Here is a 22665-nt window from a genome sequence, read left to right as displayed (position 1 = left end):
CCTTGAACTACTCCTCTCTCCCACGTATAACTCTCAAACGTACACAAATCCTGTCACGCAGCCGGACGTTTGCCATTCGACCGTGGGGCCGCCAGTGTATCGAAGACCCAATGACACGACGAACGAACCCGCGAGCAGAGCAATTGCGCAAACTCCTTCTCCAAATCTCAGCTTTGAGCCTCCTCCCATTCAGCGCGATCCCAGTGCTAGCCTCACGGCCGGACAGCGTCCCAGACTGGGTTCGCACCGCCGCTCAGCAAAAGATCCCCGCCTATTCCCCCGAGACCAACGCAGTCGTTCTCCTCGAAGACACCACCTACACCGTCGCACCCGACGGCAGCGCCACCGAACACTTCCGCAGCGTCGTTAAAATCCTTCGCCCGCAAGGTCGCGATGAGGGCAGAATCGCCGTCCCCTTCGACAAGGACACCAAGATTCTCTCCATGCACGTCTGGAGTATCGGTCCCGACGGTCACGAGTACGCCGTCAAAGACAACGAGCAGGTAGAGTTTGGCTATCCGGGCCAGGGCAATCTCTACATGGACCTCAAGGTTCGAACCGCAGAAGCCCCCGGTCGCGACCCCGGCGGCGTCGTCGCCTACGAGTACGAGCAGCGTACCCATCCCTACCTCACCGAGAAGACCTGGCTCTTCCAAAGCGAACTCCCTCGCCTCAACCAGAGCTTCACCCTCGAGCTCCCACCCGGATTCACTCACGGCACCGTCTGGGCGCATAGCAGGGAACTGCCCCCGATCGACCTCGAACATCAGCGCTGGCGCTGGGAGATGAAGGACGTCCCGCCCATCGATCTCGATCAGGTTGAGCTCCGCCCGTCGGAGTATTCCCTCGAGGGCCGAATGACCGTCCACTACACTGGCCCAACCCTCCTCGCCCCAACCGAGGGCACCTGGCAAAGCATCGGCGAGTGGTACCAGACACTCTCGAAGGATCGCCTCGTAGCCACACCCGAGATCGCTACCAAAGCCAAAGAACTAGCCGGCGACAAGACCGACTTCTACGACAAGACCGAGGCCATCGCCGAGTTCGTTCAAAAGCAGGTTCGCTACTTTGTCATCGAGATGGGCATCGGCGGCTACCAGCCCCACTACGCCGCCGACATCTTCCGCAACCGCTACGGCGACTGCAAAGACAAAGCCACCCTGCTCGTCTCCATGCTCTCCACCGTCGGTGTCCACGGCGCTCTCGTCATGGTCGACCATCGTCGAGGAGTCGTCGACCCCGACGCACCCTCGATCGTGGGCGACCACATGATCCCCGGCATCGAAATCCCCAAGGGCTACAACTCTCCCAAACTCCGCAGCGTCGTCACCACGAAGTCAGGCCGCCGTTATCTCATCTTCGACCCCACCTGGGAGAAGACCGCCTTCGGCCAGCTCGAGCACAACCTCCAGGGAGGCTACGGCGTCCTGATGGAAGGCCCCGACAGCCAGATCATCCAGTTTCCCGTCCTCTCTCCAAACCTCAACACCATCCGCCGCACCGCCACCACCTTCCAGCTGCAACCCGACGGCTCTCTCAAAGGCACCGTCACCGAGAAGCGCTTCGGCGACCTCTCCGAACACCGTCGCGACCTCTACACCAGCGGCGATGCCAAAGAGCAGACCCAGTTTCTCGACCGCCTCCTCGGCCAGGACTTCACCACCTTCACCGTCTCCGACTTCAAAGTACAGAACGCCGAGGCTCTCAACAAAGACCTCACAACCTCGTACTCCCTCACCGCCGACCGCTTTGGAAAGCCCATGGGACCTCTGCTCATGATTCGCCCCCGCGTCCTCGGCAGCGAGCATCTCTACGCCGACCGCAAAGAACGCAAGGACATTCCCATCAACCTCAGTGAGACCATGCAGGAGCAGGACGACTACACCATCGAGCTGCCACTGGGCTACGCCGTCGACGAGATTCCCGACCCGATAAAACTCGACCTCGGCTTTGCCTCTTACGAGAGTTCCAGCGTAGTCAAAGACCACACCCTCCACTACACCCGCACCTACACCGTCCGCGAGGTCACCCTTCCAGCCGACAGATATCCCGACGTCCAAAAGCTCTCCGGCGTCATAGCAGCCGACGAACAGAACAAAGCCGTCCTCAAAAAGCAGTAAAAAAATCTACCAAAGAACAATCAGAAAAACTCCTCAGCTCCCGTACCACGAAGCAATCGAACAAGGACTACTTCCATCATGAATTACACCTCAGCCCGCACTCTCTGCTTCACTCTGCTCGCTGCCTTGGCTCTCCTCGCCACACCATTAGCCCGCGCGCAGTGGACCATTCCCACCCCCGAAGAGCTCTCCATGACCTCACAGCCCGAGGTCCCCGGAGCCGCCGCCGTCTATCTCTTCCGCGAAGAGACCACGGAAGACAACCTACGCTTGTTCAGTATTTACGAGCGAATCAAAATCCTAAATGTCCGCGGCAAGGAATATGGAAATGTTGAGCTCCCCTTTTATCACGGCAGTGTCTTTACCTCCGTCGATGACATCCAGGGAAGAACCATCCATCCAGACGGCACAGTAATTTCATTCAACGGGAAGCCTTACGAGGCGCAAATAGAGCGGTCTCAAGGCAATAAAGTGGCAGCAAAAGTGTTCACGCTGCCTGATGTTGAGGTGGGGAGCATTATTGAATATCGCTATAAACTGCACTATAGCGACAGTATTCTTCATCCCCCGCAGTGGTATATCCAATCTTCTCTATGGACCCGCAAAGCGCACTATCTCTGGAAACCTTTCAATTTGAGTGGCCGAACGATTGTGACGGGCGCGCGCGGCGACTACATTAGTACCCTCTATTGGAATCCAATCCTGCCGGCGGGTGTTGAGGTCAAACAAACTAAAGTTCCTGGATCACTAGGTTTGGCCGAGCAGACTGTTCTCGAACTCAACGTCAGCGATATTCCTCCGGCGCCTCATGATTCATTCATGCCACCGGTCACAAGCCTCACGTACCGCGTACTTTTTTACTACTCTTCGCATCGATCAAGCGAGGAGTTTTGGCGCGAGGAGGGTAAATACTGGGCCATTGACAAAAACAAATTCATCGGACCGGGGCCGGTCGTGACTGCTGTCACTCAGAATCTGATTTCCGCATCGGACACGCAGGATCAGATGCTTCGCAAAATCTATGCCGCAGTCATGCAGCTTGAAAATACAAGTTTCGCACCCGCAAAATCTGTCGTTAGCAGCCCGAAAGGTCCCAAGGAGATTCATAGTACCGATGACGTCTGGAATCAGAAATACGGGACGAACGATCAGCTCACCGGGCTCTTTATCGCCATGGCTCGCGCTGCTGGCATGAAGGCTTACTACGCATCTGTCACGCAGCGAGACCACAACCTGTTCGCAAAGGAGTATCTCACTCTATCGCAACTGAACGGCAATCTAGCCATTGTCACCGTAGACGGCAAAGAGCGTTTTTTTGATCCCGGAGCGCGCTTTTGTCCTTATGGACACCTCGTATGGCAACAAACCAAAACTGCCGGAATCCGCCAAACTGAGAATGGTACAGACTTCGTTCAAACCCCGGTCGAAGCTTCTGACTTTTCACGGATCCAGCGAGTAGCCAATCTCACGTTAGATAATAGTGGCAACGTCACAGGGACCATTGACATGACCTTCATGGGTTATGCAAATCTTGGTTGGCGTCAGAGCACACTTACTAAAGGCGCTGCAAGTCTGGAGCCGGCGCTTCAGAATAGTGTGGAGCATCTCATCCCTCACTCGCTTGTGCCAAAGTTAGTCTCGATCCAGAAACTCGATGATTATGAGCAGCCTCTTACCGTCCGCTTCGAAGTGACGGGCTCTCTTGGTTCTTCAACAGGAAAACGTCTGCTCATCCCTATCGATATCTTCCAATCTGGTTCCACACCTACCTTTACCTCGGAGAAACGGGATATTCCAGTTTATTTCCAATACTCGCGTACAAATCAGGATGCAGTGCGAATAAACTTTCCATCCTCCTTCTCCATAGAGGCGCTTCCTGCCTCAGACCGATCCAATTTGCGCAAGGCTATTGCTTACGACATGCAGACCGAATCAACAGCTACCAGCGTCACAGTTCATCGCGACTACATTCTCGGAGAAATTTACTTCAAGACTGAGGAGTACGCCGACCTCCGGAGCTTCTACTCCAAATTCGAAAACAAAGATCAGGAGACAGTCGTTCTCACCACCACACCCGCCGCCGCCAAACCAGCCTCGGCAGGGAACTGAAACCACCGCCGCCTGCCACTCGTCACGGCAGGCGGCACACCTTCACCGCCTCATCTTCGTAAGCACAACCAAACCCCGTCGCAGCATCTCGCTCAAGCACCACCCAGGTCGCGCCAATCGACTTCACCGCCGCAAATTGGCTGACATCCACACCCCTGCCCAGCCCGGTCTGCAGGGCCATCCCACGCGACCACTCCTCCGTGAGCTCAGGCCTGTTCGAAGCCGTTCCCCCATCTTTGGAATCCGGCAGCGAACTCCGCTCCGCAATCGCACGAAAGCTCTGTGCATCTTCTCCATCTTTGACCGTGTAATACGCGTCCAGAGCAAACACCGCATCCTTCGGCGTGCTCTCTCTGATCCACACAAACGCCTGCTGCCAGCGATTCCCCGCACCCCCAGCCGCCCACGCCAAGGCCTCCGGAAGTTCAAGGTGCTTCGAACCAGGAAATGTCTCACGGTCGGCCAGCACCATCACCGCCGCCAGCACAGAAAACACAGCAACCCAACGCCACGCTCGTCGTTGCAACACACGTTCCCCCAGCGTCGCGCCGGCCACCAGGATCATTACCACGTACACAAGTTGAAAGATCCGCAAGGGTTGCAGTCTCGCCACCTGGTGCACCCCCGCTCCTTCCCGCGCAAACAGCAGCGCCACCGCGATCGCCGTCCCTCCCGACGCCATCGAAGCACGCGCCAGCGCCACACCCACGCTATCCACCGTACGGCTCCGTCCCATGGCCACAATCGCAAGAATCATTAGCGGTGCCGCCAACCCAACCCACTCGTACCAGTGCCATTGGCTAAGAAACCAGTAACTCCGCGTCAGCATCACCCTCTGGTAGGCCACGCTCTCCACCGGAGCCAACAACTGCACCACCGTCGCCGCTAACACCGCCGCCAAACCCAGTCCCACCGTCCCCCACACCCGCACCAGCCGGCTCACAGACAGCGCCGCACCCAGAACCAGCACCCACCCCAGCGCATACGCGCCCATCAGCGGATGCATTATCCCGGCCCCAGCCAGAGCCCCGCAACAAAGCGTCAACCCGCGCCGCCGCTCTCCTTCCGTCTCAAACCGCGGCGACAAAAACTGCAGAGCTCCCACCAGTGCCAGAAGCGCACAGGGAGTCGAGATACTTCGCGCCGTCACGTAAGGATCCATCAGCATCAGCGACGTCCCGGCAATCGGAATCGTCAGCCACACCGCCAGCAGCGTCACCGCACCACCTCTCGCCTCACGCGACCCATAGCAGCGAGCCGCCAGCAGCCACGCCGCAAACAACGTCACCCAAAAGCTAGCCAGGTGCACCAGCAGCAGCACCATCTCCAGGCTCAAGCGCGACTCGCGCACCATGCCAGCCACGAGCGGCGCAAACACGGAGTACCGCAGGTGTCCCACCACGAACTCGGCCCCATACGGATACAGCCTCGGATCGAGCAGCCGCTTAATCTCGGGCAGATAAATACCGCCGTCCTCGGCATACGGATGATAGCCGTGGATCAGCAACGCAACCAATGTCAGCACAGTCACCAGCGCCGCCGCAAAGCTTCGCTCCCGCCGGTACTGCTCGAGTTCCAGCTCTACCGAAGAGAGCTGTGATGCTATCGATGTAGCCAAATACCTCTTGCTCCCGCCGCGATCCTATTTCTATTGCATACCGTCAGCTTGCGGTCTGCGAAGTCCTAGTCCAAAGTTATGCAGTTCATCACGAACGTAAAGTCACCCATCTCTCAACAACGCAACTTCCCTGCATTTTAGACGTCAAAAACATCGATTCAGCCTACATCTCTCGCAAGTCAAAAAAAAGAAATCGCCAAACACTATTCTTAGAAAGCTCTCATCACGGCTTCCTGCGAGTCGGCCCTCCGATTGCCCTAAAAGGGCAAGGTTCATCAAGCCGAACGAAGGGAACAATTCAAAAGAGGGAGCATGTCATGCACATTCACAGCAATCCAGTCAGCCAGCTTGCTCTGGGCTCTACTCAATCCACCCTCCAGACCCAGGAAGCCAGGAAAGCCGCAGCCGCCGTGCGCCGGAAGCTCAACAGCTTCGCAGCCAGCGATGATGGCGATGTGATCTCCCGTGTCGAGGCCCATGCGGAACCCGACCCTCAACGCAGGAAGAACTCCCAACACGACGAAGAAGCCTTCCGTAGTGTCTTCTTCTCCGTCTCCGTCTAAACCATTCCAACTGCGGGCGCATTGTTTCTGCTCCGACGTAAGCGATCGATAACACAGACGATACAATCGAAGCTGCATGCTTCATCGTCTCTTTTTTCTTCCAGTCTCCCGCGAAACGACCCATCGCCCGCTGTCCCTCTGGCTGCTCGCATGAGCGCCGCCAACAGCCGCAACCTGCTGAAGACCATCCCCGGCCTGCTCATCAGCGCCTTCTTCCTCTGGTATGCGTTCCATAACATTCCGCTCTACGAGTTCCGCGCCCTCCGCGCCGCGCACCCGGTGTGGATCCTTGGAGTCCTCGGCTTCACCGCCGCCAGCTACTCTCTGCGCTGCGTTCGCTGGAGCCAGATGATGCCCCGCAACGGTCGCTCGCTCCATGCTCACTTTGCCGTCTGCGCCCGCGTCCTCATGACCTCGCTCGCCGCCAACAACATCCTTCCCCTGCGCATCGGCGACATCATGCGCATCTTCACCTACTCCGACGATCTCGGCACCGCGCCCTCCGTCATCCTTAGCACCGTCATCCTCGAAAAGCTCCTTGACATCTTCGTCCTCGTCCTCCTCTTTGTCTCGACCGTAGGCAGCATCGCCACGCCGCGTCTTCGTCTCATCGCCAATATCTCGCTCGCCGTCTCCGCCATCGGCCTGCTGATCCTCCTCGTAGCTGCGCGCAGCCTGCAAGCACCCGTGCAACGACTCTTCGCCCGTCTTCCTGCCGGTCCGCTGCTGAAAAAAGTCGAACACTGGATAACCCTCGCTCTCGACGCAACCGGCAGGCTCGGTGTTGCCGGCTCTCTCCTCTTGCTATTTCAGACGGTCGTCATCTGGACCTGCGAAGGCATGATCTTTCTCTCCGCCATCCGTCTCCTAGGCCTCTCGGTTGACGGCATTGCCGCATGGCTCGCCGTCTCCTTCGCAAACCTCTCCTACCTCATTCCCAGCTCGCCCGGAGCCATCGGTCCCTTCGAGCTCGCCGTCAAAACCTCTCTCGTCAATCACGGTGCATCGATGTCGCAATCCGCTGTTTTCGGCCTCGCGATCCACGTCTGGATGCTTCTTTCCGTAACGGGAGCTGGCGGCATCATCTTCCTCACCCATCGCATCCGCATCCACAACCACAAGCCCTTGCTCGAAGAGATCGAAGATCTGCCCGTCGAGCTACCGTAGAGACAAGTGTCCTGCCGGACGGGCCTCCTGCGCGGAGCGCGGTCACTTCGTGACGTGTATACCGGTCTTGGCAGGATGAGCTTCCCTGGTCCTCCCGTTGGTCGGAAAAGAAGAATCATCCCGACCATCGGGAGGACCAAGCGAAGCAGTAAAAAGGCGTGCGAACGTCCGCGCCACGCGCAGTGGGCCCGACCGGCAGAACAAGCCTCTAGTAAACTGAAGCCATCTTCCAAAGCGGTGACCCCAAAGCATGTATCGCACAATCCAGCAGTCCCTGTTGGCCCGCATCCAGGCCATCCTCCTCGCAAAATACGACGTCACCCTCACGAACCTCGTCGTCGAGCAGCCTCCCAGCATCGCCCTCGGCGAACTCGCCCTCCCCGTAGCCTTCGAGCTGGCCAAGCGCCTCCGCAAAGCCCCCCGCGCCATCGCCACCGAGCTAGCCGCCGAACTCACCGCCGCCCTCCCCACGCTGGAAGGCGTCGCCAGCGTCGAAGTAGCCGGCGCAGGCTACCTCAACATCCACCTCGACCGCGCCGCCGCCGTCCGCCGCATCGCCGCCGACCAGCACGCCGACATCGGCGGCCCCGGCTTCCGCCTCGTCGAACACACCAGCATCAACCCAAACAAAGCCGCACACATCGGCCACCTCCGCAACGCCATCCTCGGCGACACCTTCCAGCGTCTCCTCCGTCCCGACCCTTTCAAAACCGGCTACGAAGTCGGCGTACAAAACTACATCGACAACACCGGCGTCCAGGTCGCAGACGTAGTCGTAGGCCTCGTCTACCTCGAAGGCAAAACCCTCACCAGCACCCGCGAACTCCTCACCGAGCTCCTCGAGACCAATCAGCGCATCGACTTCTACTGTTGGGACCTCTACGCCCGCGTCTCCCAGTGGTACACAGCCGATCCCGAACATATCGACGCGCGCAAACAGATTCGTCTCGACACCCTCCACGCCCTCGAAATCGGCAACAACGACACAGCAGACATAGCCGACCTTATCTCCACCGCCATCCTTCGCCGCCACCTCGAGACCATGCAGCGCCTCAACATCGAGTACGACTTCCTCCCCCGCGAAAGCGAGATCCTCTCCCTCCACTTCTGGGACGCGGCCCGCGAACTCATGCTCGAAAAAGGTGTCCTCTACCTCGAAACCGCCGGCAAGAACAAAGGTTGCTACGTCATGCGCCGCGCCGGCAATGAACCGGGTGCCCCACATCTCGACTCTGAGATGTGGGATTCCGCAAATACCACCACGTCTGCCTCCAGCCTCCCCGACGAAGACGCCAAGGTCATCGTCCGCTCCAACGGCACCGTCACCTACGTCGGCAAAGACATCGCCTACCATCTCTGGAAGTTCGGCCTCCTGCCCGGCAAGGACTTCGGCTACACAAAATTTCGGGAGTACCCAGACCGCTGTTGCTGGATCTCCACCACTCACGGCGAAACCCCGCACCCCACCTTCGGCAAAGCCGACCACATCTACAACGTCATCGACTCCCGCCAGAACGACCCGCAGAATAACGTCATCGCAGCACTCCGCGGCATGGGCTACACCGAAGCCGCCGACAACTACACCCACTTCAGCTACGAGATGGTCGCTCTCACCCCCCGCTGCGCCGTCGAACTCGGCTACACCATCAGCGAAGAAGATCAGAAGAAGCCCTTCATCGAAGTCAGCGGCCGCAAGGGCTTCGGCGTCAAGGCCGACGACCTCCTCGACCGCCTCATCGCCGCCGCAAAGTCCGAAGTAGACACCCGCCACCCCGAGATCGAACCGGCCGAACGCCTCACCATCGCCACGCAGATCGCAGTCGGCGCTCTCCGCTACTTCATGCTCCGCTTCACCCGCAACACCGTCATCGCTTTTGACTTCAAAGACGCCCTCAGCTTCGAAGGCGAGACCGGCCCCTACGTCCAGTACGCTATCGTCCGCGCCGCCAATATCTTCCGCAAAGCCAACACCACCGAAGCCGCGTCCCTGGCCGCCATCGCCACGCTCGACCTCTCCAACATCCTCGACACCGAAGAGGGAAGCAGCCTCTGGGAGACCTGGCTCCTCGCCTCCAAACTCACACTGTTGACCGAGCAGTGCATCGCCACCGCCGAGCCCGCCTACCTAGCCAAGTACGCCTTCCAACTGGCCCAGCAGTTCAACAACTTCTACCACCGCCACCACGTCCTCAACGAAACCAACCCCACCCGCAAAGCCCTCCTCCTCGCCACCGCCGCCGTAGCCCAACGCGAGATGATCCGCGCCCTCGACTACCTCGGCATCGAAGCCCCACCCGTTATGTAACTGTAATTCACACAAATTGTTCTTGTTCTCCTCCAACGTAACCTCAACAGATCGTCATCTCGACCGAAGCTGCTCACGGTCTCATTGTGAACAGCGCAGTGGAGAGACCCCCGTATTTGTCTTTGTCGTTGTTTGTTCCTCATCCCCGCAGTTATAAAAAAGGCCTCCACAAAAGGAGGCCTTTTCCATGCACGAAAAAATCAAGCCTCGTACCCTCTTACCCACTCCAGAATCGACCGTACCGCCACCCCACTAGGCCCATTCGCAATCCATGGCTTATTCTCATCGTGCCAAGCACACCCAGCGATATCCAGATGCACCCACGGCGTCTCCCCCACAAACTCCTTCAAAAACATCGCAGCCGAGATCGCCCCGCCCCAACGATTCGCGCCTGTATTCCTCATATCCGCGATATGACTCTTGATCTGGTCCTTGTAATCGTCGGTGCAGGGAAGCCGCCAGAACTTCTCCCCCGAGATCTTCGTAGCATCCACAAACTTCTGCCACGTCGCCTCATCGTTCGAGAACAGTCCCACATTCACAATCCCCAACGCCACCACACAAGCGCCAGTCAGCGTCGCCGCATCGATCAGATGCGTGCAACCCAGTGTCTTCGCATAGTGCAAACCATCCGCCAGCACCAGCCGGCCCTCAGCGTCGGTGTTAATCACCTCAATCGTCTTACCCGACATCGCCGTCACCACATCGCCCGGCCTATAAGCCTTCCCATCCGGCATATTCTCCGCCGAGCACACCACCCCAATCACCTTCACCTTCGGCTTCAACTGAGCAATCGCTCGCATCGCGCCGATCATTGCCGCCGCACCCGCCATGTCGTACTTCATCTTCTCCATGCCATCGCCCGGCTTGATCGAGATCCCGCCCGTATCGAACGTAATCCCTTTCCCCACCAGCCCCAGCACCGGAGCATCTTTTGCCGCCGCCTCACCCTTCCCGAGCTTCGGCTCATACGTCATCACAATCAGCGCCGGAGGCTGCTCCGAACCCTGCGCCACCGCGGCAAAGGCGCCCATCTTCAACTCCAGCAGCTTCGCCGTCGAATGCACCTCGCACCGTAGCCCCACCTCCGCGCACATCGCCGCGGCGCACCTTCCCAGCTCCGTCGGCGTCAACACATTGCCCGGCTCATTCACCAGAGTCCGTGTAAAGTTCTGCGCCGCTGCCACAATCACTCCCGCATCAAAACCCTCCTGAATCTCTGCCCGGGTCGACTTCTCCGCCTCCTTCGCGACCACCGAGAGCAACCGCACCGAACGGTCTTTCCGTTCGCTCCGGTAAGTATCCCAATCCATCTCCGCCAGCTCCGCACCCTCTACCAGCACGCGCGAAAGCAGAGTACAGGGCAGCGTCTCCAGATGCTCGTCGTCCAGAGCATGGTCCTCAGGAAACGCAATCGCCAGCTCCCGCACTCCCAGCGGCTTAGCCGCACGCACAGCAGTCCCCGCGCCCTTCCGAACCTCATCCACCGACAGGCTCTTCGCCTTTCCCAGCCCCACCACCAGCAGCCGCTCCGCCTTCAACCCATTTGGAGCATGCAGCAACAACGTCTCACCCACCGTCGCCTTGAACTCGCCCGAAGCCAGAACCTTCGCCGCCGCATCTGCCACCGCATCAGACGTCGTCAACAAAGCCACCAAGGGCTCCGCATCTTTGCCGACCGCAATATCCACCGCAAATACAGCCAGCATCGGCGTTTGAAATCCGGCAGCATCCTGAAAGAGTAGCTTTGTGTCCATACGTCTATCGTAACCCGGCTGGATGTTGAACACTTCGGAGGTAAAACTACAACGAAAGTAGAACTACCCCCGTTGACTCCTCGCGACCGCGGCCTTGGCCTCGTTATCGGCCTCGCGCTTGCGTTCGGTGGCGCGCTTGTCGTACTCCTGCTTGCCCTTTGCCAACGCAATCTCGCACTTCACCCGCCCATTACGAAAATAAAGTCGTGTCGGAATCAGCGTAAATCCCTTCTGCTTCGTCATACCCTCAAGCTTCCGAACCTCGTTCCTATGCAGCAGCAACTTCCGAGTACGCAGCGAATCATGGTTCATCGCATTCCCATGAGAGAACGGTCCGATGTGCGCATTCAACAGAAAACACTCGCCGTCCTTCAGCAGCCCATACGCGTCCTTCAGATTAGCCTTCCCCTCGCGGATCGACTTCACCTCCGTCCCACGCAGCGCCACCCCAGCCTCGAACTTGTCGGTCAAAAAATAGTTAAAACTCGCCGACCGGTTGAACGCGGCATCTCTCTTACCCGCCGCCACCGGGTCGCGGTCTTTCTCCTTCACCACCGGCTTTGGCTGGTGGGCGGCTGTCGTGTTGGACATAGAACGTGCCATGCAATCTCTTACTTTAACATGTCTGCAACTTTCGGTTCACACGCGCCCCTCACCCGCAGATGCTCCGAGCGTCTAACCACAACCCTCATCCGTCGGTCACAATGACGTCATGAGTCTGTCCATCTCTCAGCTGCGAGCCGTACCTCAAACGACCGCGGACCATCCCCGATTCCCACCCACTTTTTGACGAGGTCGACTTTGGAGCGAATGCTATACTCACCCGAGCGCAGCAGCCTGGCAGGCACGGCCCCCACAGGCAGCGCCGAAGCCGGAAAAATCTTCCCGGCGGGCGTTATCTCCGGCAAACGCCATATTCTTCACGGTGTAAAGGACGAAAACGGAAGCAGCATGGGTCGCGTGTACAAATCAACTAGCAAACTATCCCACTTTCTTCGTCGCGCGCTCCCTGCTCTGCTCCTCTGTGGCATTGCGAGCTTCAGCGCCGCAACCGCACACGCCCAGTCAGCCTCAACCTGGGACAAGCGCGGCCAGGACGCCGAGGCGCGCCAGGACTTTGACACCGCCTACGAGGACTATCACAAAGCCGTCCTCAAAAAGCCCAAAGACCTCCGCTTCACAGAGCACTTCGAGAAAATGCGGTATCAGGCCTCTGTCGCCCACGTCGATCGTGGCCGCGTCCTCCGGCAGAGCGGCGACCCCCAGGGCGCCATGGCCCAGTTCACCCGCGCCCTCCAGATCGACTCCGGCAATCAGGCCGCGCAGCAGGAGATCGATGGCATTCAAAGGCAACAGCAATCGGACCGCGACAACACCCCGCAGGCAAAAGAGCAGATGTCGCGGCAGAACGAGACCCTCAGCACCATCGGCTCCATCGCCGGTCCCGTCGAACTGAAACCCGTCTCAAACGATCCCATCACCCTCCACATGGTCGAGGACGTAAAAGTTATCTACGAGGCCATCGGCAAGGCAGCCGGCCTCAACGTCCTCTTCGACCCCGACTACAGCTCCAAGCGCATCCCCGTCGATCTCACCAACGTCACGCTTTCGGACGCCCTCCGCATCGTCGGCACCATCTCCGGCACCTTCTACAAGGCCATCACGCCGAACACCATCTTCGTCGCCACCAACTCGCGCACCAAGCGCACTGACCTCGACGAGCAGGCCGTCCAGACCTTCTATCTCACCAACGCCAGCCAGCAGAACGACGCCAACGAAGTCGTCATCGCCATCCGCAATCTGCTCGACCCCAGCGTCAAGATCTATCTCGTTCCCAGCCAGAACGCGATCGTCATGCGCGCTACGCCCGACCAGCTCCTCCTCGCGCAAAAACTCCTGAACGACCTCGATCGTGCCCGCCCCGAAGTGGTCGTAGATGTAGCAGTCCTCGAAGTCAATAAGAACGTCGAGCACAACCTAGGCATCACTCTCCCCCAGTCGATCACCCTCACCCCGCAGGCCAACCCCACCACCACGACCAGCGGCAGTACCAGCACCACCACCAGCGGAACCACCACCACCTCCAACTTCACCCTCAACACTCTCGCCCACCTCAACGCCAACAACTTCGCCGTAACAATCAGCGGCGGCACGCTCAACGCTCTGCTCAGCGATGCGGACACCCGCGTCCTTCAGAACCCCAGCCTCCGTGCTACCGATGGCCAGCGCGCAACCATGAAGATCGGCGAGAAGATCCCCGTAGCAACCGGATCCTACAACGCAGGCGTCTCCACCGGCGTAGCCAGTATCGGCGTCCAGACCCAATTCACCTACCTCGATATCGGCGTCAACATCGACATGACCCCCACCGTCCACTACGACCGCGAAGTCACCCTCAAGATGAAGATTGAGGTGCTCTCACAGATCACTACCGTCAACATCAGTGGGGTCAACGAGCCCGTCATCGGTCAGCGTACCTCCGAGCAGGTCATCACTCTCAAGGACGGCGAGCCCAGTCTCCTCGCCGGCATCATCACCAAGAACGACGCCCTCAACATCAACGGCACCCCAGGCGTCGGCGAACTGCCGTTCCTCAAGTACTTCTTCACCTCGCGCGACAAGATCAATGACAAGACCGAGATCGTCTTCATCATCATTCCCCACATCGTCCGCGAGTCCATCCTCACCCGCGCAAACGTCCGTGCCATCGACACTGGCACCGGTCAGTCGATCGAGCTGCGTCGCGATGCGTCCATGAACGACAGCGACTCAGAGCCGGTCAACTCCATCAAACCGCACAACTCCCCCACACCTACCAGCGCTGCCAACGCCGCCAGCGCCATGGTTCAGCAGCTAAGCCAGCAGGCCGCGCCAACGCCTCCCCCTGCCAACTATGTCCCGGGAGCACAGACCACTCCTGCCGAATCAACACCAGCGCCAGCTCCTGCAGCCCAGACACCAGCAACCTCAACCGTAGGCGGCCCGCCCATCAGCTTCACCGTCGTACCGCCGGAGTCCAGCCAGCCCGTCGGCAGCACCTTCCAGGTCGCCGTCATGCTGGGCAACGGACACGATGTCTCCTCTGTGCCCCTCCAGCTCCAGTTCAATCCAGCGCTCCTCCAACTCGTCAACGTAGATGCCGGAGACTTCCTCGGCAAGGACGGTCAAGCTGTCTCCCTCGTCCATCGCGAAGACAAGGGCCTCGTCGCCATCTCCTCCATTCGTCCTCCGAACACAGCAGGAGTCAGTGGAACAGGCAGCCTCTGCACCCTCACCTTCAAGGCCATCGCCCCTGGAGACTCGACCCTTACACTCGTCAAAGTCGGTGCTCTCAACAGCGCGCAGGCCAATCTTCCGGCCGTCGGTTCGCAGGCCACGGTGCATGTCAAGTGACACTCTGTACCAACCCGGGCTCCTCACGGCCTGCCCTGAGCTTGCCGAAGGGTTCGGACCTTCGAACGTGGGGTAAGCCCTGGGCCGATGCCCAATCGCGTAATCCCAGGGCATCCGGCCGGCAGCCACTTACCTCCCAATCCGGCCTCACCCTCGTCGAACTCATCATCTGCGTAGCCATCGTGGCCCTCCTCGCCTCCGCGGCCATCCCCATCGCCCGCTTCCAGGTCAAACGCACGAAAGAGCGCGAACTCCGCCGCGACCTCTGGGAGATGCGCGACGCCATCGACAAATACAAAGACGCAGCCGACAAAGGTGCCTTCCAGATCAAAGCAGACTCTCTCGGCTACCCACCCGACCTGCAAACCCTCGTCGACGGGGTCGAGGTCACCGCCGCCCAGGGGAAAAAGGTAAAATTTCTACGGAAGATCCCCACCGACCCCATGACCAACTCCACCGATTGGGGTCTGCGCTCCAACCAGGACGACACGGACTCCGACTCCTTCGGCGGCCAGAACGTCTTTGACGTCCACAGCAAGAGCACCGGAACCGCACTCGACGGAACGAAGTACTCCACATGGTAACCACTCCCCCAATCCGCTCCGCCCGCTCATCCGGGCCGCTCTCCACCCGGACATGGCCCGGTGTTTTTTTGTTGTCATTCCGTAGCGCAGCGGAGGAATCTGCTTCTCTTCCACAGAAGCCCGGGTGCCCCATCCTTCGCAGTCTCACCGCGAAGGGTGGGATCGACAAAGCCAGACCAGCCGACACCACCCGCATCTCCTCCGAGCAAGGCTTCACCCTCCTCGAACTCATGATCGTCATGGTCGTCATCGGCCTGCTCGCCGCCATCGCCATCCCCGCCTACACCAGCAACATTCGCAACGCCAAAGAAGCCGTCCTCAAAGAGGACCTCCACACCATGCGCCAGGCCATCGACTCCTACACCGTCGACAAAGCCAAGGCCCCCCAATCCCTCGACGACCTCGTCCAGGCCGGCTACCTCAAGTCCATGCCCGTCGACCCCTTCACCCACCGCTCCGACACCTGGCTCCCCGTCCAGGAGGACACCAACATCAGTCTCGACCAGACCGAAACCGGCATCGACGACGTCCACAGCGGAGCCCAGCAGACCGCCTCCGACGGCACCTCCTACAACACCTGGTAACCGCGCCGGGCTCTCGAACCCGCTCAGAGATCAAAACGTCTTCCCGCGCGTCTGCTTACGCTCTGTCGTTTATCTTCCAGTGTCAGCCCGCACCGAAGCGAAGAACCCCATACTTCAGCTTGCTTCTGTCGTTGCCTGTCCTCTTGTTGTCCCATACTTCGCCTTTGCTTCTGTCGTTGTCTGTCCTCTTGTTGTCATTCCGCAGCGTAGCGGAGGAATCTGCTGTTGCACCGACCATTTTCGGTCTCTGAAATCCACCCAGCTTCTAGAAGAATCAGTCGTCGCGGCATGACGAAGCGCGAGCTATCATTCCCTCGTGCCAAACTCTTCCGCGCCAAGTCTTAATCTCTGGAAAAAACACCTCGGCTCCGTGCCCGAGCACGTCTGGGAACAAATCAACTTGGAAACCCTCATCCTCGCCGACAACGATCTTGCCGAAGTCTCCGACAAAATCGGCAACCTGAAGCACCTCCGCACCCTCGACCTCGGTCACAATCACCTGACCAGCCTGCCCGACACACTGGGAGACATCGACGGCCTCACCGGCTTCCTCTATCTTCACGACAACCGCCTGACCTCCTTGCCCGCCTCGCTCGCAACACTAACCAGACTCCGCTATCTCAATCTCAGCGCAAATCCCCTCGCCCACCTCCCAGACTGCGTCTCCCATCTCTCCGGCCTCATCGAGCTAAGAGCGACCGACAACGCCCTGTCCGAACTCCCCGACTCCATCGGCCATCTCTCCCGTCTCCGCGAACTCCATCTCCGGAACAACCGCCTCACCACGCTGCCGTCCTCGATCGGCCAGCTTCGCGAACTACGCCAGCTGGATCTTCGAGGCAATCCGCTCAAAAGCCTCCCCGAGTCCATAGCCCGGCTCCCTCGACTGGAAAAACTCGACCTCCGCTGGGTCACAACCCTCGACGCGCCCGCGTGGCTGGACGACCTGGAAGCCCGAGGCTGTCTGATCTACCTTTGACCCTCGCCTCCGCTCACCAAAAGGCGCATACTATGGTCTAAGACTCGTCGAGCTGCGTCCGGTCAGCAGGGAAGCGGCCCACCAGGAGACCCCACATGCGTTCCGTCACGCAAATTGGCCTAACCGCCTTCCTCACCCTCTCCGTTGCGGCGTACGCTCAGACTCAGACGACCACCCCCGCCAGCCAGGCTCCCTCCACTCCATCGCCCCAGACTGCACCCCAGACCACACCCGACACCACATCCACCCCTCCCGTCACCGCCACCATCCCCTCCGACGTCCCCGTCGAAAAGCCCATCCCCGGCCACCCCACCGCCACGCCGAAAGAGAGCAAGGACGCTGCAGCCGCCGTCAAAGCCGCAAACAAGACCGACCGCCTTCCATCCCCCGGCGAGGACATGAAGACCAACATCAAGCCCGGCAGCGAAGACGACGTCAACGCTGTAGGCACCCGCAACATCGGCGGCCGCGGCCTCGCCAACTGGTACTCCACCGACTGGGAGATCCGCACCGGCAAGCAGTACTCCATGGAGATCGAAAAATCCGCTCACATGGTCAACGACCCCGTCATCGTCGAGTACGTCAACCGCGTCGGCCAGAACATCGTCAAAAACTCCGACTGCAAAGTCCCCTTCACCATCAAGGTCATCGACTCCGACGAGATCAACGCCATGGCCCTTCCCGGCGGCTTCTTCTACGTCAACTCCGGCCTCATCCTCGCCGCCGATGAAGAGGCTGAGCTCGCCGGCGTCATGGCCCACGAGACCGCCCACGTCTGCGCCCATCACGCCGCTCGTCAGATGACCAAGATGAACTACGCGCAGATCGGTTCCATCCCGCTCATCATCTTCACCCAGGGCAGTTGGACCGGCTACGGCATCTACGAGGCCGTCCAGCTCGCCATCCCCCTCAGCTTCCTCCAGTTCTCCCGCATGGACGAGGCCGAAGCCGACTGGCTCGGCGTCCAGTACATGTACAAGTCCGGCTACGATCCCCAGGCCTTCGTCCAGTTCTTCGAGAAACTCGACGCCCTCGAGAAGCACAAACCCGGCACGCTCGCCAAGGTCTTCGCCGACCACCCCCAGACCCCCGATCGCATCGGCCACTCTGAAGAAGAGATCGCCACCATCCTCCCCGCGCGTCCCGACTACATGGTCACCACCTCCGAGTTCGATGACGTGAAAGCCCGTCTAGCCCGTCTCGAGAACAAGCGCAAGATCAACGACGGCAAAGGCGGCAACAAGCCCACGCTCCGCCGCACTGCCAGCGGCAACGGCAACAACGACCCCAACAACCCCAACAATCCAGCCAGCAGCACCGACGACCGCCCAACCCTGGGCCGCCGCAACTAGGCCATCACCCGACCAACGGGAGGACCACCGCACCTGGCCCCCCAAAGACCGGTACACAAGTCACGAAGTGACCGCTCCGCGCGTAGCGGGCCCGTCCGGCAGGACTCTCTTTCGCTTATGCAAAGAGCATGAATCCCCCGCGCTCGACAGCGACTCTAAGTTTCAACTCTGACCATTCGGAATCAACGATCGCTCAACCGCTCTCATGGAGAATGAACATGAGTAGTCTAGACAGCCTGTTAGAACGCAACCAAACTTTTGCTGCTCAACAGTCTGCTTCCGGCACACTGATGCCCTCACTTCTTGCCGCCACTGGAACCTTAAAAGCTACGATCATCGGTTGCGCCGATATGCGCGTCGACCCGGTTCATATCCTGGGAATCAAACTGGGTGAAGCCCTCGTGATCCGTAACATTGGTGGCCGAATCACCCCAGTCTTGCTCGAGGAACTGGGTCTACTTGGACGGATCGGTCAGGTCTTGGGAGGAGCTCCTGCCGGCGGCGGAGAGTTTCACCTCATCGTGCTTCACCACACCGACTGCGGCATCACTCGCCTCGCAGGCGACCCCGATAAGCTGGCGCATTATTTTCAAATACCCGAGAGTGAACTCAAAGCAAAAGCCGTCACCGACCCATACGCCGCGGTCGCCGCCGACGTCGCTCTGCTACGTGCAGTTCCCGCACTGCCCGCCAAATGGCTCCTCTCCGGCCTTGTCTATGACGTAGCGACCGGCCTGGTTAAGACCGTCGTACCACCAGCGCCGATTCGAACAATTTAATTCCATCCCCGCCAATATCCCTGGCGCGGAACATCTAGAATTGGCGAGGCGATCAGTGAACCGTTTCTGGGTGACTAAGCGCAGGAGGCCCGTCCGGCAGAACAAACCCGGCCTCAGCTCTGATTATTGGCGTTATCCCCACCCGTCACATCATAAGTAGCGCCCGTCACCATGGCCGCCAGGTCTGAAGCCAGAAACACCGCCGCAGGCGCCAGGTCCTCCGGCTTTAACCACCCCACCTTCAGCGGCACATGCGGAGCCCGCGTTTCATAAGCCTCCTTCTCCGTGGGATTCTTCGGCGGATTCTCATTCGCCGTCACCTCCCCTATCAGCGCACTCCACCGCGCCTCGTTATGCGTCAGCGGAGTATCCACCAGCCCCGGAATCAGCGCATTCACCGTAATCTTGTCCTTCCCCAGTTCCAGCGCCGCCGACTTCATCAGCCCGATAATCCCCCACTTCGAAGCCGAGTACGAAGCCATATTCTTCGACCCATGTTTCCCCTGCATCGACGACAGCACAATAATCCGCCCCCCGCCATTCTTCACCAGCATCGGCGCAAACGCCCGAATCGTATTTGCCGTCCCATTCAAATTATTGTTGATCACATCGTTCCACTCCCAGTCCTCCATCTCGATCAAAGGCTTGAAGCGCTGCGTCGCCGCATTCGCCACCACAATGTCGATGTGCCCAAACCTCTGCTGCACCTGATCCGCCGTCGCCCGCAGAAACGCAATCTCCCGCACATCCCCCACCACCTCCATAAACTGCCGCCCATGCTGCTTCACCAGCCTGCCCGTCTCCGCCAGATCCTCCCTCGTCGCGACCGCGTAGGCCTGCTCCGGCGTAATCTTCGCGCAGATATCCAGCCCCACAACATCCGCGCCGTTCGCCGCCATATCCACGGCAATCGACCGCCCAATCCCACGCGCAGCCCCCGTAATCACCGCTACCTTGCCCTTCAGCAATCCATCCCCAAACGTCCGTCCCGGCCACGTCTGCTTCTCCGCCAACGCATCGGCCGGCTGCTGCCCCAGCGCCTGTCCGCCCATCGCCATCCCGCCCACAATTGCTCCTCCCGAAGCCAGCAACTCTCTCCGCGACATCAGCGATCCCTGCCGCCCAACCATCTCCTCAGCCCTGCCCTCTGCACTCTGCCCGACGCTATTCAAGGTGATCTCCTCCGGCAATTCAGCCGTCCTCGTTAGGATGTGCCTTCTCTTCGAAAGTCTGCCTTTACGGTCCCCATCACGTTTCCCCTACCAAGCAGACCTTTTCACTGACACAAAACGGACACCTCGTAACTTGACCACGGCTGCGACTTGGCGCATAATGCCGGCAACTGGGCCTAGTACGAAGCTGCGATGAGTCCCTTCGAAAGGACCTACCCATGAAAATCTCCAGTCTCTCCTTGAGCGCTGCGATGCTGGCCATCGCGGTTGTCCTGTTCACCATTCCAGCGTCCGCCCACGCCGACACCTACACCGTCTACAATCTCGGCGACGCAAACTCAACCAACATCTACGGAATCACCACTTCAGGCGAAGTCGTCACTTACAACAGTGGTTGCGGGCTACCAGGATTCCCCTGTTACACCGACTACATCGACGGCGCGAAGGTAGGCACGTCCACAACCGCTCCTGTATTCACCTATGATGACGGAACGAGTTGCGCCGTGCCGTCAGGTTTTGCCTTCGCTGGCGCCGCCACGCCGGTATGCAATAACGGACGCATCGGATTTGGTTCCCGATTAAACCCAAACGGAGACGCAAGCGGAATCTATACGGGCCCCACCGGCGATCTAAGCCTCATACAACCCTTTGGTTCAACAGACAAGCTTGCACTCAACAGTTCCGGCGACTTCGCATGGACAGACGGTATCGACGAGTACATCTACGAAGCCGTCGACACCACAACAGCCATAACTCCTGAACCAACCAGCATTCTATTAGTCGGATCAGGAATGCTCTCGTTGATGGAATTGGCACGCAGAAGACTGCGGCAGATCTAAAAGGGAAGAGAAATATAATCTGCTCTCGAGGTCTCTTAGGACCAGACGATCTAAGAGGCCTCTCCCGGCCCAGAATGTCATTCGTCAGAAAACAGATTCTTCTTCACGGTCTTCGTGGGAACAAGTTCCAAACTCCGCCCCGTCACATCGCTATCGGTCACCACCACCGCCTGCTTCCCATCCTCATAGCTGCGCAAGACGGTCTCCGAGTTCATCTTGGTCGGGTCCGACGGCTTCTCATTCGCAGGCTCCGTATCCCCCGCGTATTGCACCACCAGACTGTAGGATCCTGGAGGAACGAACGTCACCGTAAAGTCTCCGTTGGCATCGACATTGGTCGAACGGAAAAACTCTTTGTCCTGTGCGTCCTCGATCCTCACAGTCGCTTCGTTGATGCCGTGATGATCCTCGCTCGAACTGACTCGCCCACTCACGGCATACAAGCCTTTAAGATTAATCGTCATCTCGACATCGTCGCGCTCCTCCGCTCTATGCACGGTAATAGCCTTCGCATCGGCCTGATGAAATGCAGCAGGCGCAAAGACCACCAGAGGCGAGTCTGATCTCCCATTAAAGCCGTTTGCCCCACCCTTCATGTCTGTTCGTGACTTCGTTGTAAGGTCACCTCTCACAAAGTAGTCACCGTGCGCCAGCCCACTAATCCGGAAGTGTCCCCGATCGTCGCTGAAGGACATCTGCTCCATTCCATCGGCCCCCGACAGCATCGAGAATTCGATCGGCACTTCTTTTTTGCCCTTTGCGGCGATCACTGTGACCATCAAACGCGCCGCCGGGCTGCCATCGTCCCACATCACCTTGCCTGCGATAGCTGCCCCGCGCTCCACCGTCAGATCCACCTGCGCACTCCGCTCCGATACCACATGTACCGCCGGAATCCCCGAAATCGGGTAGTGCAGATCCGACCCCGCCTCATATGCTGCAAGAACCATTTGGCTCGGACGCACATACCCCGACACCGAAGCAAAGGCATAGTAGTCACCCGGAGCCACTCCGTGTAGCGCGAAGCCTCCCTCCAGATCCGTCTGGGCGTCTATCATGTTCAGGGCGTCTATTGCCTTCTTGTAATAGACGACCACGCCGCCCTTCACCCCGGGCTTTGGCGGAGGCGTAATCTCCGCAGGCACCCCGAACAGAATCACCTTCGCGAACCGCGCAGGCCGCTGCGTATCCCCGCAGATCACATGCCCTGTCACCGTGCCCCCGGCCACCACCGGCGCGCTCTGCCACGCATAGGAGAACGACGAAAAACCAGCCAGCCCCAAAGCCGCAATCCGACCCAAACACCCAGCCCCGAAGATCCTCAGAGCATGCATGGCAACAGGA

The 22665-nt window shown here is 59.3% G+C and carries 18 protein-coding genes; 12 read left to right on the top strand and 6 right to left on the bottom strand.

The window, feature by feature from the left end; genetic code table 11:
- The first annotated feature begins 110 nt into the window (after positions 1-110).
- Both HDF12_RS13865 and HDF12_RS13860 read left to right on the top strand, forming a co-directional pair.
- Positions 111-2120, top strand: coding sequence for a DUF3857 domain-containing transglutaminase family protein (locus HDF12_RS13865; protein WP_179584283.1), 2010 nt, complete (start codon positions 111-113; stop codon positions 2118-2120).
- 192 nt (positions 2121-2312) lie between these two features.
- The gene (locus HDF12_RS13860; RefSeq protein ID WP_257025666.1) at positions 2313-4229 is read left to right on the top strand and encodes a DUF3857 domain-containing protein; all 1917 of its coding nucleotides are present in this window, start codon (positions 2313-2315) and stop codon (positions 4227-4229) included.
- Between the two features lie 22 nt (positions 4230-4251).
- Here the strand turns inward: HDF12_RS13860 and HDF12_RS13855 are convergent, their stop codons facing one another.
- Positions 4252-5847 carry a DUF6798 domain-containing protein gene (locus HDF12_RS13855; protein ID WP_179584281.1) on the bottom strand — a complete coding sequence of 532 codons (1596 nt, stop codon included), beginning with the start codon at positions 5845-5847 and terminating at the stop codon, positions 4252-4254.
- Between the two features lie 317 nt (positions 5848-6164).
- Between HDF12_RS13855 and HDF12_RS13850 the strand changes: the two genes are divergently transcribed.
- The 3 genes from HDF12_RS13850 to HDF12_RS13840 all read left to right on the top strand — a co-directional run bounded on the left by HDF12_RS13850 (position 6165) and on the right by HDF12_RS13840 (position 9882).
- Positions 6165-6410 carry a hypothetical protein gene (locus HDF12_RS13850; RefSeq protein WP_179584280.1) on the top strand — a complete coding sequence of 82 codons (246 nt, stop codon included), beginning with the start codon at positions 6165-6167 and terminating at the stop codon, positions 6408-6410.
- A 150-nt stretch (positions 6411-6560) separates the two neighbouring features.
- The gene (locus tag HDF12_RS13845; protein ID WP_257025665.1) at positions 6561-7577 is read left to right on the top strand and encodes a lysylphosphatidylglycerol synthase transmembrane domain-containing protein; all 1017 of its coding nucleotides are present in this window, start codon (positions 6561-6563) and stop codon (positions 7575-7577) included.
- A gap of 250 nt (positions 7578-7827) precedes the next feature.
- On the top strand, positions 7828-9882 hold the full coding sequence (locus HDF12_RS13840; RefSeq protein WP_179584279.1) for an arginine--tRNA ligase: 2055 nt from the start codon (positions 7828-7830) through the stop codon (positions 9880-9882).
- A gap of 200 nt (positions 9883-10082) precedes the next feature.
- On the opposite strand, the gene HDF12_RS13835 is transcribed toward HDF12_RS13840, so the two are convergent.
- Both HDF12_RS13835 and smpB read right to left on the bottom strand, forming a co-directional pair.
- Entirely contained in the window at positions 10083-11639 is a 1557-nt protein-coding gene (locus HDF12_RS13835) for a leucyl aminopeptidase (protein ID WP_179584278.1), read from the bottom strand.
- A 63-nt stretch (positions 11640-11702) separates the two neighbouring features.
- Positions 11703-12242, bottom strand: a complete 540-nt coding sequence (gene smpB / locus HDF12_RS13830) for an SsrA-binding protein SmpB (RefSeq protein WP_246373405.1) — start codon at positions 12240-12242, stop codon at positions 11703-11705.
- A gap of 207 nt (positions 12243-12449) precedes the next feature.
- Here smpB and HDF12_RS13825 point away from each other — a divergent pair, with 207 nt between their 5' ends.
- Genes HDF12_RS13825 through HDF12_RS22385 form a run of 3 tightly spaced genes read left to right on the top strand, consistent with a single transcriptional unit; the run spans position 12450 to position 16200 of the window.
- Positions 12450-15032 carry a cohesin domain-containing protein gene (locus HDF12_RS13825; protein ID WP_179584277.1) on the top strand — a complete coding sequence of 861 codons (2583 nt, stop codon included), beginning with the start codon at positions 12450-12452 and terminating at the stop codon, positions 15030-15032.
- A gap of 41 nt (positions 15033-15073) precedes the next feature.
- The gene (locus HDF12_RS13820) at positions 15074-15616 is read left to right on the top strand and encodes a type II secretion system protein (protein WP_179584275.1); all 543 of its coding nucleotides are present in this window, start codon (positions 15074-15076) and stop codon (positions 15614-15616) included.
- Entirely contained in the window at positions 15610-16200 is a 591-nt protein-coding gene (locus HDF12_RS22385; protein WP_257025664.1) for a type II secretion system protein, read from the top strand. The genes HDF12_RS13820 and HDF12_RS22385 overlap by 7 nt, the downstream gene beginning before the upstream one ends.
- A gap of 82 nt (positions 16201-16282) precedes the next feature.
- Here HDF12_RS22385 and HDF12_RS13810 read toward each other — a convergent pair whose 3' ends face one another.
- Positions 16283-16438 carry a hypothetical protein gene (locus HDF12_RS13810; RefSeq protein WP_179584273.1) on the bottom strand — a complete coding sequence of 52 codons (156 nt, stop codon included), beginning with the start codon at positions 16436-16438 and terminating at the stop codon, positions 16283-16285.
- A gap of 78 nt (positions 16439-16516) precedes the next feature.
- Here HDF12_RS13810 and HDF12_RS13805 point away from each other — a divergent pair, with 78 nt between their 5' ends.
- The 3 genes from HDF12_RS13805 (at position 16517) to HDF12_RS13795 (ending at position 19310) form a co-directional block, all read left to right on the top strand.
- A complete protein-coding gene (locus HDF12_RS13805) occupies positions 16517-17179 on the top strand; it encodes a leucine-rich repeat domain-containing protein (protein WP_179584271.1) in 663 nt (220 codons plus the stop codon).
- Positions 17180-17274: 95 nt separating this feature from the next.
- Positions 17275-18531 carry a M48 family metallopeptidase gene (locus HDF12_RS13800; RefSeq protein WP_179584269.1) on the top strand — a complete coding sequence of 419 codons (1257 nt, stop codon included), beginning with the start codon at positions 17275-17277 and terminating at the stop codon, positions 18529-18531.
- Between the two features lie 218 nt (positions 18532-18749).
- A complete protein-coding gene (locus HDF12_RS13795) occupies positions 18750-19310 on the top strand; it encodes a carbonic anhydrase (protein WP_179584267.1) in 561 nt (186 codons plus the stop codon).
- Between the two features lie 113 nt (positions 19311-19423).
- Here HDF12_RS13795 and HDF12_RS13790 read toward each other — a convergent pair whose 3' ends face one another.
- Positions 19424-20482, bottom strand: coding sequence for an SDR family NAD(P)-dependent oxidoreductase (locus HDF12_RS13790; RefSeq protein WP_218892460.1), 1059 nt, complete (start codon positions 20480-20482; stop codon positions 19424-19426).
- Positions 20483-20700: 218 nt separating this feature from the next.
- On the opposite strand from HDF12_RS13790, the gene HDF12_RS13785 reads away from it, so the two are divergent.
- Positions 20701-21321 (top strand): hypothetical protein, encoded by a 621-nt coding sequence (locus HDF12_RS13785; protein WP_179584265.1) that lies wholly within the window; start codon positions 20701-20703, stop codon positions 21319-21321.
- Between the two features lie 77 nt (positions 21322-21398).
- Here the strand turns inward: HDF12_RS13785 and HDF12_RS13780 are convergent, their stop codons facing one another.
- On the bottom strand, positions 21399-22655 hold the full coding sequence (locus tag HDF12_RS13780; RefSeq protein ID WP_179584263.1) for a carboxypeptidase-like regulatory domain-containing protein: 1257 nt from the start codon (positions 22653-22655) through the stop codon (positions 21399-21401).
- Positions 22656-22665: the final 10 nt, after the last annotated feature.

The sequence above is a fragment of the Tunturiibacter gelidiferens genome, from assembly GCF_013410115.1.
GTDB lineage: Bacteria > Acidobacteriota > Terriglobia > Terriglobales > Acidobacteriaceae > Edaphobacter > Edaphobacter gelidiferens.
Note: the sequence above shows the minus strand (reverse complement) of the source record. Positions and strands in the feature narration are given on the sequence as shown.

Bases quoted from the DNA above. Each gene is read 5' to 3' on its own strand.
- HDF12_RS13835 (WP_179584278.1), bottom strand. From the start codon at position 11,639: ATGGACACAAAGCTACTCTTTCAGGATGCTGCCGGATTTCAAACGCCG.
- HDF12_RS13850 (WP_179584280.1), top strand. From the start codon at position 6,165: ATGCACATTCACAGCAATCCAGTCAGCCAGCTTGCTCTGGGCTCTACT.
- HDF12_RS13800 (WP_179584269.1), top strand. From the start codon at position 17,275: ATGCGTTCCGTCACGCAAATTGGCCTAACCGCCTTCCTCACCCTCTCC.
- HDF12_RS13795 (WP_179584267.1), top strand. From the start codon at position 18,750: ATGAGTAGTCTAGACAGCCTGTTAGAACGCAACCAAACTTTTGCTGCT.
- HDF12_RS13865 (WP_179584283.1), top strand. From the start codon at position 111: ATGACACGACGAACGAACCCGCGAGCAGAGCAATTGCGCAAACTCCTT.
- HDF12_RS13825 (WP_179584277.1), top strand. From the start codon at position 12,450: ATGCTATACTCACCCGAGCGCAGCAGCCTGGCAGGCACGGCCCCCACA.
- HDF12_RS13810 (WP_179584273.1), bottom strand. From the start codon at position 16,438: ATGGTCGGTGCAACAGCAGATTCCTCCGCTACGCTGCGGAATGACAAC.
- HDF12_RS13780 (WP_179584263.1), bottom strand. From the start codon at position 22,655: ATGCATGCTCTGAGGATCTTCGGGGCTGGGTGTTTGGGTCGGATTGCG.
- HDF12_RS22385 (WP_257025664.1), top strand. From the start codon at position 15,610: ATGGTAACCACTCCCCCAATCCGCTCCGCCCGCTCATCCGGGCCGCTC.
- HDF12_RS13785 (WP_179584265.1), top strand. From the start codon at position 20,701: ATGAAAATCTCCAGTCTCTCCTTGAGCGCTGCGATGCTGGCCATCGCG.
- HDF12_RS13845 (WP_257025665.1), top strand. From the start codon at position 6,561: ATGAGCGCCGCCAACAGCCGCAACCTGCTGAAGACCATCCCCGGCCTG.
- smpB (WP_246373405.1), bottom strand. From the start codon at position 12,242: ATGGCACGTTCTATGTCCAACACGACAGCCGCCCACCAGCCAAAGCCG.
- HDF12_RS13860 (WP_257025666.1), top strand. From the start codon at position 2,313: ATGACCTCACAGCCCGAGGTCCCCGGAGCCGCCGCCGTCTATCTCTTC.
- HDF12_RS13840 (WP_179584279.1), top strand. From the start codon at position 7,828: ATGTATCGCACAATCCAGCAGTCCCTGTTGGCCCGCATCCAGGCCATC.